The organism is Cellulomonas xiejunii (assembly GCF_024508315.1).
GTDB lineage: Bacteria > Actinomycetota > Actinomycetes > Actinomycetales > Cellulomonadaceae > Cellulomonas > Cellulomonas xiejunii.
The window spans coordinates 545167-557851 of the sequence record NZ_CP101987.1 but is presented as its reverse complement, the minus strand read 5'-3'; the positions used below and the strand labels follow the sequence as shown (position 1 = coordinate 557851).

The following is a 12685-nucleotide window of genomic DNA, read 5'->3' as shown; positions in this document are numbered from 1 at the left end:
CGATGCTCACGCTAGGGCGGGAGGGGTGGAGCCGCCACAGGCGGGGGCGTCGCCTGTCCGCGCGGTTCGTCGCCCGAGCAGCGGGACTTCACGTGCCGCCCCTCACGGGGACGACGGGCCACCGACCGCGAGGCGGGGGACGTGCGGCCACCCGTGACGATGGGGGCGGGTGGGCCCGACGCCCGCGTGCTCCAGCAGGTCACCGGGGCAGGTGTCCACGGCGAACCAGCCCGTCACGCCGTCGTCGTCCGCGCCGGTCGGCGCCCAGGCGATCGCGACGTGCGTGGTGGCGCGCTCTCGTGGTTCCAGCGGCGGCAGCACCCAGGTCACGCCGTCGGCACCCGCGGTCGCCGAGTACGGGCTCTGTGCAGCGACCGGCACGCCGAAGCGCCATCCCACCTTGCCGGCCCAGGACGCCGGTAGCCCTGAGCCGACCCTCCCGGCCAGAAGCTCGTCGTCCGGACCACCGACCGTCACGATCCACGACGACGACTCCACCTCAGTCGCTTCCAGGCACTCACCGGTGTTCGGGAAGGCGACGTGACCGAGCGGGGTCGCGGCGCGGACGAGCACCGGAGAGGTGGTCCGCTCGGTCAGCACCGACCACACCACACCCCAGCATCCCGACGCCGTGAAGTGCTGGCGGGCGTTCCACGCGTCGTCGTACCGCACGAGGAGCGCCCGCACCTCCAGCCGGGAGTCGGTCCACCAGCGCGACAGCACCGCCCCGGACGGGAGCTCCGCCTGCTGCTCGTGCACCGGCTCGCCCGCCGTGTCCACCTCGATCGAGACGACGACCGGCCCGAGCGGGGTCGACACCTGCAGCACGGCGAGCATGCCGCAGCCTCGCAGCCCGCCCCGGGCGTGCGCCACGGTTATCGCAGTGCCCGCGTCCAGCCGCCACGGCGGCGAGCTGCTTCCTGGGACCGGTCGCGCACCCCCGGCCCCTCGCGGAGCCCGCGAAAGTGACATCGGTGGCGCGCGGGCCGGGTTGACCAGTACGAACGTGGTGACGACCGGGGCGGCAGCGCAGGAGAGGCAGGGGGGCGCGCCGCTAGCATCGGCGCGCCGGGACGACGGGGTCCCGCACTGTCGGTCGCCGGGACACAGTCCGGCGGCGAGGAGGTCGTCGTGAGACGTTCCCTGTCCACAGCCGCGCGTGCCTGGGCCGCGGTCGCCATCGTGCTCCTGCTCGTCCACCTCACCGCCGAGGCGACAGGCGCGCAGGACCTGTCGACCGTGAGCCAGTGGACCCTGATGCCGGCGCTCGCCGCGGTCGTCCTGACCGCCACGCGCAGGCCGCGCAGCCGGCTGGTGACCTGGGTGCTCGTCGCGCTGGGGTTCTCGTGGCTCGGCGACCTGGTGCCGTCGCTCGTCGCCGACGACATCTCCTTCCTGGTGATGGTCGGGTTCTTCCTGCTGGCCCAGGTGGCGTACGTCGTCGCGTTCGCGCCCTTCGTGCGCAGGTCCGTCGTGCACCGGCGTCGGCTCCTGCTGCTGCCGTACGTCGCGGCGCTCGGGACACTGGTCGCCCTGTGCGCACCGCACGCGGGGAGCCTGCTCGTGCCCGTGTGCGTCTACGGCGGGATGCTCACCGCCATGGCCGTGCTCGCGACCGGCCTAGGACGGGTCGCGGCGCTGGGCGGCGCGATCTTCCTGCTGAGCGACGCGCTCATCGCGCTCGAGGCGTTCGTCCCGTCGTGGGACCTGGCGGGTCAGGGGTTCTGGGTGATGCTGACGTACACGGTGGGGCAGGCCCTGCTCGCCGCCGCGGTGCTGCGCCGCGACGCCGCCGAGCGTGCACCGGAGCAGCAGGCGGCGCCGGCGGACGTCGCCCAGGACGAACGGGCTCCTCGCCGTACCGGTCGAGACGACCGAGCGGGGTTACCGCACCACTGACGTGCCGAGAGACTGGCCCCGTGCTGAGGATGTCGAAGCAGAAGGTGTCCCTGGTCGACGGGACCTGCTCGGAGCGGTTCAGCTGGCCGGTCGAGCACCTCGGCCAGGACCAGCACGGCACATGGCTGGGTGCGCGGCGCGGGAACCCGGTCCGTCAGCCCGACGGCCGCCACGAGTCCCAGGAGCACGATGCCGTCTGGCTGGTCACCGAGGGCGCATGGTGGCTGCCCGCCTTCTGGTTCACCGACACGACCGACCTCACCATCGACATCTGCACACCACCGACGCTCGACGGAAGCGTGTGGTCCTTCATCGACCTGGAGCTGGACCTGGTCCGCACCGCCGACGGCCGCGCCGGCATCATCGACCAGGACGAGTTCGACGGGCTGGCCCTGTCCGGGCACCTCACCGACAGCCAGGTGGCGACGGCCACCGAAGTCGCACGAGCGCTGCTGCCTCTCGTGCAGCTGGAGGCGGAGCCCTTCGGTCGAGCGGCGAGGGCGTGGCTGCGGGCGCTCCGCTCCTAGGGCCTGTCCCCCGGTGGTCGCGAACCCGGCCGCGTCCGTATCTGCCGGGACGACGCGCCCTAGTGGGCCGTTCAGTCTGCGGGTGCCCTCCCGAGCGCTCGCGCCAGAAGGTCGACCGGCACCATGCCGCCTGTCTCGGGAGCCGCATCGAGCTCTTCCGCGAGGCACTGGAAGAACGTGTATGCGGTGAACGCGGTCCACTCCTCGGGATGGTCGTAGGCCGAGTCGCGCAGGTCCCAGACCGCGTTGACGAGCTGGTCCTTCGTCTTCGCAGCGGCGAGCCACTGCCGTACAGTCGCGGCGTCGTTCACGCGGTGACCGTACCCCCGGCGCTGGGAGCCTGGTACGCCTTCATCGAGGGTGTGGATACCCCCGAGAGGTTCTACGTGCAGCGCACCTGTACCGCTCCCGGTGTGCGCGTCGTCCGCGACACCTGCACGGCGCTCACGCGGCGACCGAGCTCCGTCAGCAACCGGCGAGTAGGACGGTCAAGCCCCACGACGGTGGAGTTTTCCGGTGCCTAGCGACGACGAAGGGCCCCGAATCCGCAGGTGGCTGCGAACGGGGCCCTTCGACTGGCGGTAGCGGTGGGATTTGAACCCACGGTGGACTTTCACCCACACACGCTTTCGAGGCGTGCTCCTTAGGCCGCTCGGACACGCTACCTCGGGGGGTCACAGTACCCGCTCGGCGCCGTCGGACCCAATCCGTTCCGGCGGCGACCGCGCGCCGGTGCGTCGTACGGTGGAGAGGTGAGCAGGTCCCAGTCCGTCCCCGTGACACAGGGCTCGCTCGCGCACGTCGTCGCTCTGCTGGCGGGGCACCGCCTGACGGTCCTGACGGGGGCGGGCGTGTCCACGGACTCCGGCATCCCCGACTACCGCGGGCCGGACTCTCCCCCGCGCACGCCGATGACGTTCCAGCAGTTCGTCGGCGACGAGACGTTCCGGCGGCACTACTGGGCGCGCAACCACGTCGGCTGGCGGCACGTGCACCGCACGCTGCCGAACGCCGGGCACCGAGCTCTGGCGGCCCTCGAGCACCGGGGCGTCGTGCACGGCGTCATCACCCAGAACGTCGACCTGCTGCACGAGGCCGCAGGGTCTCGCAACGTCATCGACCTGCACGGTCGCTACGACCGCGTCGCGTGCCTGCGGTGCCGGCGCGTGGTGCCGCGCTCCGCGCTCGCGGACCGGCTGGAGGCGCTCAACCCGGGGTTCGTCGAGCGGGTCGGGCAGGTCGCGGACGTCGAGATCGCACCCGACGCCGACGCGGTGGTCGAGCAGACCGCCGACTTCCGGGTGCAGGCGTGCTGGCAGCCGGCCCCCGACGACGCGTCCCGCGAGTGCGGCGGCATCCTCAAGCCGGACATCGTGTACTTCGGGGAGAACGTGCCGCGTGAGCGGGTCGAGCGCGCGTACGCGATGGTCGACGCCGCCGACGCGCTGCTGGTGGCGGGCTCGTCGCTGACCGTCCACTCGGGGCGGCGGTTCGTGCGCCACGCCGCGCAGTCCGGCCGGCCCGTGGTCGTCGTCAACCGCGGCGCGACGCGCGGCGACGCCTACGCCACGATGACGCTCGACGCAGGCACGAGCGAGACCCTCACGGACCTCGCCGAGCTCCTCCCGACCCCCGCCCACTGACGCCCCGCCCTCGTTCACGCACGCCACCCACGTCGAGCGCGGTACTCGACCGCCGAGCGCGGCACTCCGCCGCCGAGCGCGGCACGAACGAGTACCGCGCTCGGCGGGTGTGTACCGCGCTCGGCGGGTGTGTACCGCGCTCGGCGACAGGGTGGGCGCGCGCGGGGGCGGAGGCGGGCGAGGGTGGGTGGTCAGCGGTGAGGGCGGAAGAACTCGCGCAGGAGGGTGGCCGACTCCTCGGCGCGGACACCCGCGACCACCTCCACGCGGTGCAGCGCTCGACGGTCGCGGACCACGTCCCACTGCGACCCGCACGCCCCGGCCTTCTCGTCCCACGCGCCCAGCACCAGACGCGGGACACGCGCCTGCAGCACCGCACCGGCGCACATGAGGCAGGGCTCGAGGGTCACGACGAGCGTGCAGCCGTCCAGTCGCCAGGTCCCCAGGGCGGTCGCTGCTGCGCGCAGCGCCACGACCTCGGCGTGCCCGGTCGGGTCGACGTCGGCCTCCCGCACGTTGCGGCCACGGCCGACGACGGCACCGTCCGGCCCGAGCACCACCGCCCCGACGGGCACGTCGCCGGTGGCCAGCGCGGCACGTGCCTCCTCCAGCGCATGAACCATCGCCGCCTCGTCACCAGGCGTCGCGGCGGGGGACGGCGGACCGACGACGACACGCGGCGCCTCCGCCCCCGGCACGTCCGCGAGCGGCTCCCCCGCTGCCGACAGCAGCGACGACGACACGTCCGACGACGACGGGAAGGGCGGCGGCGACACGACGGGCGCCGTCGACCCACCCGAGCCCGGCTGATCCTTCACGCCCACCTCCCCGATCCGCGACGCACCCCGACCGCGCGCCAGCACCCCCGGAGCCCGACCGCGACCCGTGACCCCGCACGTCGCGCGACGCACGCCATCCGCGCCACGGCGTTCCGTCCCGGGCGACCGGGGGCATCCTCGCACTACCCTGGCAAGCATGCGCCTGCACGTCGCCGACCACCCGCTCGTCGCCCACAAGCTCGCGGTCCTGCGTGACGCGAAGACCCCGAGCCCCACGTTCCGCCAGCTCGTCGACGAGCTGGTGACGCTGCTCGCGTACGAGGCGACGCGTCAGGTGCGCACGCGCGAGGTCGAGGTCGTGACGCCCGTGGCGACGACCACGGGCGTGAAGCTCGCCGACCCGAGCCCCATCGTCGTGCCGATCCTGCGGGCCGGCCTCGGGATGCTCGAGGGCATGACGCGCCTGCTGCCGACGGCCGAGGTCGGCTTCCTCGGTCTGCAGCGCGACGAGGAGACGCTCGAGGCGATCACGTACGCGAACCGCCTGCCCGACGACCTGACGGGTCGCCAGTGCTTCCTCCTGGACCCGATGCTCGCGACGGGCAACACGCTGGTCGCATCCATCGACTACCTCCTGCAGCGCGGCGCGCGTGACGTGACCGCCGTCTGCCTCATCGCGGCGCCGGAGGGCATCCGGGTCGTCGAGGAGTTCGTCGGAGACCGCGCGGACGTGCAGGTCGTGGTCGCGTCCGTCGACGAACGCCTGAACGAGAAGGCGTACATCGTCCCCGGCCTGGGTGACGCGGGAGACCGGCTGTACGGCATCGTCTGACCTCCGAGCGCAGGGGCGCAGTCCCTCCGACCGGCGGACGGCTCGGCTGTGGGCCGTCCTGCCCCGGTGAGGATGGTCGGTGCGCTCACCCGCTGGACATCCGGCGGGTGTGTCCGGTACGGATCTTCGACGCATAGGGCCACCTCACACGCGTGGAAGCGATCCCAAGGCCTGAGACGTCGCGAGTAACCCCTTGGGGTGAACCGGGGCGTCGTGTCACGATCGTCCGGTGAGTTCCGAGACGTCCCCTGTGCGCACCCGCGTCGTCGACTGCGCGCATGCGTTCGGGTGGTACCCGAGCTGCTGTCGGTCCTGACCCGCCCCGACCCCAGCGCGTCCGTCCACCGACCGCCGCAGGCCCGCCGCCGGTCACCCGAACTCGGAGACTCCCATGACCTCACCCGCACGGCTGCGTCGCCCACGCGCCGCCCACCGTCCCGTCCCTGTCGCGCCCGTGCCGCCGCACGGACCGCGCGCGGGCTTCGTGCTCTACGTGAGCCTGCCCGAGGAGACCGTCGCCGAACCCGGCGACCTCGACGCCCCTCGCCGGCCCACGGCCCACGAGATCGCCGAGACGGCCGACCTCCTGCGCGAGCTCGCACAGGAGGCGCTGCCCGGGTCCGAGACGTTCGCGGCGCTGTCGCTCGTCCCGGGAACGACCGGCGAGGTCCGTCGCTTCGGTGACCGCCTGCCCCACCTACGGCTGCTCGACCCGGTGGACGACTCCCCGGCGGGCACCCCTGACGTCCTCAGCGGCTCGGGGGACGCCCGCTGAGGACACGCGCTGCCGAGCCGACGCAACGGGATCGGGGGACCCCGTCCGGCTCGGCAGCGCACCTTTCCCCGCCCGCGCGGACCGCGGCACGCACCCCGGCTCCGGGGGCCCGCTCCGGCGGATGACGTGCAGGCGTCACCGTCAACCGGACGGCGTCACCGTCAGGAGCTCGGCGTCACCGTCAGCTCGACGGCGTCACCGACAGCGGCGCCTGCGCGGTGCGCACGGTGACCACGCCGATCAGGTACTGGTCCCCCGTCGTGCTCGCCGTCAGCGTGCCGACACCTGACGGCAGCGCGACCTCGGCGAACCCCTTGGCGTCGACACCGAGGGAGTTGGGGTAGGCCCAGCCGGTCGCCGTGGAGTCGAACGCGTTGTCGGCGGACCCGCGGTCGACGACGGCGGCCCCGTCCCACCGCAGCGGTCGCAGCGGCCCGACCTCGGAGAGCGTCAGCCTGTCACCGGTGTTGCCGCGGTCGCCGTCCCACGCGACGACGCCGATGCGGGTGCGCGCACCGGGCTCGCCGACGAACGCGAACGCCGGCGCCGGTGCGGACGCCCCGATCCACGCGCCCCCCTGGTGGACGGTCACCGACGCCGCCCCCACCGCACCCGGGGCCGCGGGCGTGCCGTGGACGACCACGAGCGACCAGCCGGCGTAGTAGCTCGGGTCCAGGTCCGTGCGTCCGACGCTGACGGCGGCGTCGGCGAGCGCCCACGCCCCGCCGCCGCCGCGTGCCACCAGGTCGGTCACCTCGACGGCGGCCTGGTAGTACCGGCGACCACTCGAGTCGGACACGTCCGTCACCGAGCCGGCGGTCACGTGGCTCCACGTCCCGTCGGGGGCCCGCAGGCGGGCGGTGTCGCGCGGCCCGCTCCAGACGTCGCGGGGGCCGATGACGCCGGACCAGTACAGGCCGGCCCAGACGACCGGGCGGGAGTCGGGCACGTCGAGGTACGTCTCGGAGGACACCCGGATCCTCGGGCGGGCGCCGTCCGGCGGCGCCTGGTCGATCGGGCGCATGTCGAGCCCGTTGTTGTCGCTGTCGCGGTTCGCGGCGGAGCACTGCTGCGCGTACGAGTCGACGCACAGGAGCAGCGGAGCGCCGACCTCGACGACCTCGAGATCACCCACCCCGGACCACACGGGCGTGAGGTTGGCGGACGACACGACGACCTGCGTCGACGCCGTCACCGGCCGCGCACCCGCCGCGGTCACGAGCACGTCGACCGTGCCCCGCACGGCACCTGCGGCGCGGAATCGGATCTCCACCGGGAGCGTCCCGCCGGCGGGCACCTCACCCAGCGCGCACGTCACCGTGCGACCGTTTCCGGTGCAGGCCTCGGTGCGGCTGCCGGTGGCGGTCTGGTCGATCGTGACCCCGGGCGGCAGGGTCACGACGGCGCGCACGTCGGCGGCGGCCGCGGCCGGGCGGCCGTCGTCGCGCTGTCCCGCGACCTGCACGACGAACGCGAGCGTGCCGCCGTGCGTCGTGTCGACGACCGCAGTGGCACCCGCCACGGACAGGACCGGCTCGACCGCGGTCAGCGTGACCGCGCGCGACGCGACGGCCACGTCCGCGTCGGGGTGCGCGAGGCCGACGGTCACGGCACCGAGCGGCCCGACGGTCCCGACCGGCACCTCCACCGAGGTCGTGAGGGTCCCGCGTGCGCCGGGGCCGAGGTCGGCGGCGCAGGTGGCCGTGCTGCCGTCACCGGAGCACGTCCAGCCGTCGCCGGCGGCCGGGGCGAGCGTCGCACCCGCCGGGGCCGTCAGGGTCACGGCGGTCCCGGGGGCGGCCAGGTCGCCGTCGTTGGCGACCGTGACGGCGATCGCCGCGGGCGTCCCGGGCGCCACGTCCAGCGACTCGGGCGCCTGGGCCGAGAGGATCGCGGGCCGCACGAGCCGGTAGCTCACGTCCCGCGTCTCGACCGGCCGGTACGCGGACGGCGTGAGCCGCACGTGCATGGACCCTTCGCCGGTGGCGGTCCCGCTCGCGGTCGTGAGCACGAGGTCGAGCGTCGAGGCGGTGAACGCCGCGAGCGCGCGGTGGCGACAGGTGACGACGTCGTCGCCGGACGTGCACGACCACGGCGCCGTGCCTCTCGCGGACACACCGGCCGGGAGGCTGAGCTCCACGACGGCGGGAACCTCACCGGTCAGGGCGGTGCCGCCCGCGTTGCGCACCGGCACCTGCAGGACCTGCGAGCGCCCCGTGACGAGCTGCACGTCGGTCGGCGGCTGCGCACCGAACGTGAGGCGCGCGAGCGACGGCGCGACGCGCACGTGGATCGGCGCCGGCTCCCACGCGCCGCCGTCCCCGGAGATCCGCAGGCGGACCTCCTCGTCACCGGACGCGTTGTAGGACTCGTCGACCGCGACCGTCAGGGACAGGACCGCCTCCTGCCCGGGCGCCAGCTCGGTCAACGTGCAGGTCGCGGCGCGATCGTCGGCGCTCGTGACGCACGACCAGGCGGTGGCGTCCGCGGGCGAGAAGCCGAAACCGGCCACCGCGAGCGCGTCCCCCGTCAGCGTCACGCCGGACGGCAGCGAGACGTCGGCGACGAGCGCTCCGGCGGGCTGTCCGCCGGCGTTGCTCACGGTGAGCGTGATGGCCTGCCCCGCGACCCCCGCGATCAGCTCGATGCCGCCCTCGGGTGCCGCGACCACGACGTCCGCGGGCGCGGGTGGGGGGTCGGTGGTCGGCGTGGGCTCGACCGTCGGCTCGATGATCGGTTCGGTCGTCGGTGCCGCGCTCGGCACGTCGGTCGGACCGACGACCGGCGCGACGACGGGTCCCGGAGCACGGGGACCCGCGGGCGCCCTGCCGGGTGTCACGTCCTCGTCGGTCTCGGGCAGCGCGGCCGCGTCGTCGTCCTGCTCGGGCAGGGCCGTCGGGGAGGGCTCCGCGTTGCTCGACGGTGTCGCCTCCGCGGAGGGCGTGGCTCCCCCGGTCTGCGAGGCGCCGGACACGTCGGGCGTCGGCTCGGCGACGACGTCGTCGGGTCCCCCCAGCAGCTGGGCCGCACCGACGATCACGACGGCGACCACCGCGACCACCGCGACCGCGGCGGCGATCGCACCCGCGGAGACGCCCGCGAACACCCCGGCGACCCCCGTCGCCGTGCCTGCGGCGGCCGTGCCTGCAGCGGCCGTCCCCACAGCCGTGCTGCCCACGGCCGCGCCGGTGCCCGTCGCTGCCGCAGCGCCCCCGCCCGCGGCGCCCGTGCCACCGGCCGCCCCCGCGCCGGTCCCGCCGGACGCCGCGGCGCCGCCCTGCTGGGTGAGCGCAGCGGCTCCGGCCGCCAGGCCACCGCCGACGGGCAGCTCGTGCGCGAGCGCACCGAGACCGAGCAGACCCAGGACGAGCGGGGCGACGACGGCCCGCATCCCGTGGTTGACGTCTCCCAGCTCCAGGACGAGCGCGCGGCAGTCGCCGCACTCGTCGAGGTGCCCCTCGACCTGCCGCGTGTCGCGCGCACCGAGCCCGCCGCGCACGTGCGAGCCGAGCTTGCCCGCCACGGCGCGGCAGCCCTCGTCCAGCGGGTCCTGCAGATGCTGCTGCAGGTAGGCCTGCCGCAGACCCTCGCGCGCGCGGTAGGCGAGCGCGGCCGTGCTGTTCGCCGTGAGACCGACGATCGGCGCGATCTCGGCGGGCGTCAGCCCCTCGACCTCGCTGTGCCACAGGACCTCGCGCCACCGCTCGGGAAGGGAGCGGAAGGCCCGCGCGACGACGCTGCGCTCGAAGCCGGCGAGCGTGGGCTCCTCGGCCGTCTCGACGGGCGTCGACGCGATCTCCAGGACCGCCACGTCGTCCGTGGGCTGCGTGCGGCGTCCGGCGGTGCGGTGCACGGTCGCGACGCGGCGCACGACGGTGAACAGGTAGGCCCGGAAGGCGCTCTCGGGGCCGCCGCCGCCGAGCAGCGCGCGGTGCACGTTGGCGAACGCGTCGGCGACGACGTCCTCGGCGTCGGGCGCGGAGTCGCTGTACTGACGGGCGACGACGAGGGCGGCACCGGCGTGGCGCTCGTAGAGCCGACCGTATGCCGCGGCGTCACCCTCGCGGGTGGCGCGCAGCAGCTCGGCGTCACCCTCGATGACGTCGAAGTCGCTCCCGCCTGTGGCCACGCCACCTTTCCCGTCAGATCGCCGTCGGGCCGCGTCCCGGGCGACCTCGCTGTGACAGCCTGCCATATCCGACCGATGGGATGAACAGGGCGAGCCGCCGGGTTCTGCAGGCCGCGTGACACGGCTGCCCAGGTCGCAGGCCCTCAACGGGTGCGCTCGGCCGGTGGCACCCGGGTGATCCGGAGGGCCGACCGGGTGAAACTCTGCGTACCCGCGTCATGATCCCACCGGCAAGCGCTCTCTACCCGTGTGACGACCAACATCGACAACGACGGGCACGCGCTCCCCCAGGGCCTGCGTGAGCGCTGGCGCGAGGAGAGCGTCGCGTCGGTCTGGCGCCGTCCCTCCGACTGGTACCACCCGGCCGTGGACGCGGTCGCCGTCGCGGTGCTCGCTGACTGCGACGTCTCGACGGCGGCGTTCGAGCTGGGCCGTGCCCGCGGCGAGCACGGCGTGGGTGTCGGCGAGGCGCTCGACGACCTCGTCTGCCTGTACCGCTCGACGGGACGCGCCATGCCGCCGCTGGACGCGGTCCGCGCCCTCAACGAGGGCTGGGCGGACGCGCAGGCGGTGCTCGTGACGACGGGCGCGTGCGTGGACCCCGAGACCGGACTGCCCACGCAGCAGTACCTGGCGGTGCGGCTCGCCGAGGCGTACCTCCAGGCCGAGCAGGACGACGTCGACCCGGCGCTCCGGCACGGGCTGACCGTGGTCGACGTGGCCGCCGGTCACGTCACGGGCCTCCTGCGGGCGGCGCGCTCCGCGGCGGTGGGTGCGGCGCTGCGCGAGGTGTTCGGGTCCGGGCACCCGATGGCGACGCTCGGCGGTGGCGTGTTCGTCGTGCTGACCCGCACCGACGACGACGTCGACGGCCAGGTGGCCGACCTGCGCGCGGACATCGCGCGGCGCTGCGGGGACGTCGACGTGCGCGTCTCGGTCCGGCAGCCGGTGCGCGTGTGGGTGGAGCCGTTGCCGGAGACGCACGCCGAGGCCGTGCAGCGCCTGTCCCACGTGTCACGACCCGAGCCGTGGGTGGGCATCCCCCGCCCCGCCGGGCCCGCGGACCCGCCCGCCGCGAAGGCCCCGAGCCGCAGCGGCCCCGACGCCCCCGGGCACCTGGGGCCCACGCTGCCGCCCGGCGTCCTCGACGCCGACCGGTGGCCGTACGGGTCGACGGAGCCGGGGACGTCCGGCCACGGCCGGCACGTCGACCGCGACCGGACGTCCGACGACCCGGCGGAGGACACCGGCCCGACGACCTGAGCCCGTCGGGTCCGTCCCACCGAGATCGCCCTCGGGCATCCCTCGCAGATCGGGGAGATCGGCGTTAACGTCGATCTCATGCACCCCGGTGACGTGGCCCCGCACGCCTACGCGCCATCGGACGACGCCCCGGGCCACCTGCTCACCTCCGGCACCTCGGCCGACGTGTACGCGATCGACGACGAGCGGGTGCTCCGGCGCTACCGCGAAGGGCGTGACGCGGCACCCGAGGTCGACCTGCTGCGGCACGTGCGCTCGCACGACTTCCCCGCACCCGACGTGCTCCGCGCCGGCGGCCCCGACATCGTCATGACCCGGATGCACGGACCGACGCTGCTGCAGGCGCTCGCTGCGGGCGAGTTCTCGCTCCCCGACGCCGCCCACGTGCTGGCGGACCTGCACGCGATGCTCCACGCCGTCCCCGCGCCGCAGTCGTGGCAGGTGCCGCGCGACCGCGACTGGCCGCAGCTCGGTGGTGGGCCCGTCGTCGTGCACCTCGACCTGCACCCGGGCAACGTCGTGCTGACGGAGCAGGGCCCGATGCTCGTCGACTGGGCGAACGCGGCGACGGGGACGCCCGAGCTGGACGTCGCGGTGACGGCGGTCCTGATCGCCGAGGTCGCGGTCGACGCGGGCGGCGACTACTCGCAGGCGGCGCGCGCGGTCGTCGCGGCGTTCCTGCACGCGAGCGACGTCTCGCCCCTGACCGCGCTCGACGACGCGGTCGCCCTGCGGTCGGGAGCCCCGGGGCTGCTGCCCGGCGAGCGCGAGCTCGTCCCGCAGGCGGGCGCCCTGGTCCGCACGATGCTCGCGCTCACCGAGCGCCGCTGAGACGTCG

Annotated in this window: 11 protein-coding genes and 1 tRNA gene; 7 read left to right on the top strand and 5 right to left on the bottom strand. The window is 74.8% G+C overall.

Annotated elements, in window-relative coordinates; translation table 11 throughout:
- Nucleotides 1–102: 102 nt before the first annotated feature.
- On the bottom strand, nt 103–837 hold the full coding sequence (locus NP048_RS02760) for a hypothetical protein (RefSeq protein ID WP_227577968.1): 735 nt from the start codon (nt 835–837) through the stop codon (nt 103–105).
- A 294-nt stretch (nt 838–1131) separates the two neighbouring features.
- On the opposite strand from NP048_RS02760, the gene NP048_RS02755 reads away from it, so the two are divergent.
- Nucleotides 1132–1899, top strand: coding sequence for a lysoplasmalogenase (locus tag NP048_RS02755; RefSeq protein WP_227577967.1), 768 nt, complete (start codon nt 1132–1134; stop codon nt 1897–1899).
- Nucleotides 1900–1928: 29 nt separating this feature from the next.
- Entirely contained in the window at nt 1929–2426 is a 498-nt protein-coding gene (locus tag NP048_RS02750; protein ID WP_227578245.1) for a ribonuclease FAU-1 family protein, read from the top strand.
- 71 nt (nt 2427–2497) lie between these two features.
- Here NP048_RS02750 and NP048_RS02745 read toward each other — a convergent pair whose 3' ends face one another.
- Nucleotides 2498–2737, bottom strand: coding sequence for a hypothetical protein (locus NP048_RS02745; RefSeq protein WP_227577966.1), 240 nt, complete (start codon nt 2735–2737; stop codon nt 2498–2500).
- Between the two features lie 265 nt (nt 2738–3002).
- Nucleotides 3003–3092: transfer RNA gene (locus NP048_RS02740), tRNA-Ser, on the bottom strand.
- Nucleotides 3093–3178: 86 nt separating this feature from the next.
- Between NP048_RS02740 and NP048_RS02735 the strand changes: the two genes are divergently transcribed.
- Nucleotides 3179–4069: a Sir2 family NAD-dependent protein deacetylase gene (locus tag NP048_RS02735; RefSeq protein WP_227577965.1), complete on the top strand. Its 891-nt coding sequence runs from the start codon at nt 3179–3181 to the stop codon at nt 4067–4069.
- Between the two features lie 191 nt (nt 4070–4260).
- Here NP048_RS02735 and NP048_RS02730 read toward each other — a convergent pair whose 3' ends face one another.
- Nucleotides 4261–4692 carry a nucleoside deaminase gene (locus NP048_RS02730; protein WP_227578244.1) on the bottom strand — a complete coding sequence of 144 codons (432 nt, stop codon included), beginning with the start codon at nt 4690–4692 and terminating at the stop codon, nt 4261–4263.
- Nucleotides 4693–5044: 352 nt separating this feature from the next.
- On the opposite strand from NP048_RS02730, the gene upp reads away from it, so the two are divergent.
- Together upp and NP048_RS02720 are read left to right on the top strand one after the other, a co-directional pair.
- Nucleotides 5045–5680 (top strand): uracil phosphoribosyltransferase, encoded by a 636-nt coding sequence (gene upp / locus NP048_RS02725; protein WP_227577964.1) that lies wholly within the window; start codon nt 5045–5047, stop codon nt 5678–5680.
- 391 nt (nt 5681–6071) lie between these two features.
- Nucleotides 6072–6455 (top strand): hypothetical protein, encoded by a 384-nt coding sequence (locus tag NP048_RS02720; protein ID WP_227577963.1) that lies wholly within the window; start codon nt 6072–6074, stop codon nt 6453–6455.
- 181 nt (nt 6456–6636) lie between these two features.
- On the opposite strand, the gene NP048_RS02715 is transcribed toward NP048_RS02720, so the two are convergent.
- On the bottom strand, nt 6637–10584 hold the full coding sequence (locus NP048_RS02715; RefSeq protein ID WP_227577962.1) for a sigma-70 family RNA polymerase sigma factor: 3948 nt from the start codon (nt 10582–10584) through the stop codon (nt 6637–6639).
- A 249-nt stretch (nt 10585–10833) separates the two neighbouring features.
- Here NP048_RS02715 and NP048_RS02710 point away from each other — a divergent pair, with 249 nt between their 5' ends.
- Both NP048_RS02710 and NP048_RS02705 read left to right on the top strand, forming a co-directional pair.
- Complete coding sequence (locus NP048_RS02710) at nt 10834–11847, top strand: hypothetical protein (RefSeq protein WP_227577961.1); 1014 nt, start codon at nt 10834–10836, stop codon at nt 11845–11847.
- A 78-nt stretch (nt 11848–11925) separates the two neighbouring features.
- On the top strand, nt 11926–12678 hold the full coding sequence (locus NP048_RS02705) for a phosphotransferase family protein (RefSeq protein WP_227577960.1): 753 nt from the start codon (nt 11926–11928) through the stop codon (nt 12676–12678).
- Nucleotides 12679–12685 lie beyond the last annotated feature (7 nt).

Excerpts from the sequence above, each read along its gene's own strand:
- NP048_RS02760 (WP_227577968.1), bottom strand. The coding sequence starts at position 837 with ATGCTCGCCGTGCTGCAGGTGTCGACCCCGCTCGGGCCGGTCGTCGTC.
- NP048_RS02750 (WP_227578245.1), top strand. The coding sequence starts at position 1,929 with ATGTCGAAGCAGAAGGTGTCCCTGGTCGACGGGACCTGCTCGGAGCGG.
- NP048_RS02730 (WP_227578244.1), bottom strand. The coding sequence starts at position 4,692 with ATGGTTCATGCGCTGGAGGAGGCACGTGCCGCGCTGGCCACCGGCGAC.
- upp (WP_227577964.1), top strand. The coding sequence starts at position 5,045 with ATGCGCCTGCACGTCGCCGACCACCCGCTCGTCGCCCACAAGCTCGCG.
- NP048_RS02720 (WP_227577963.1), top strand. The coding sequence starts at position 6,072 with ATGACCTCACCCGCACGGCTGCGTCGCCCACGCGCCGCCCACCGTCCC.
- NP048_RS02705 (WP_227577960.1), top strand. The coding sequence starts at position 11,926 with ATGCACCCCGGTGACGTGGCCCCGCACGCCTACGCGCCATCGGACGAC.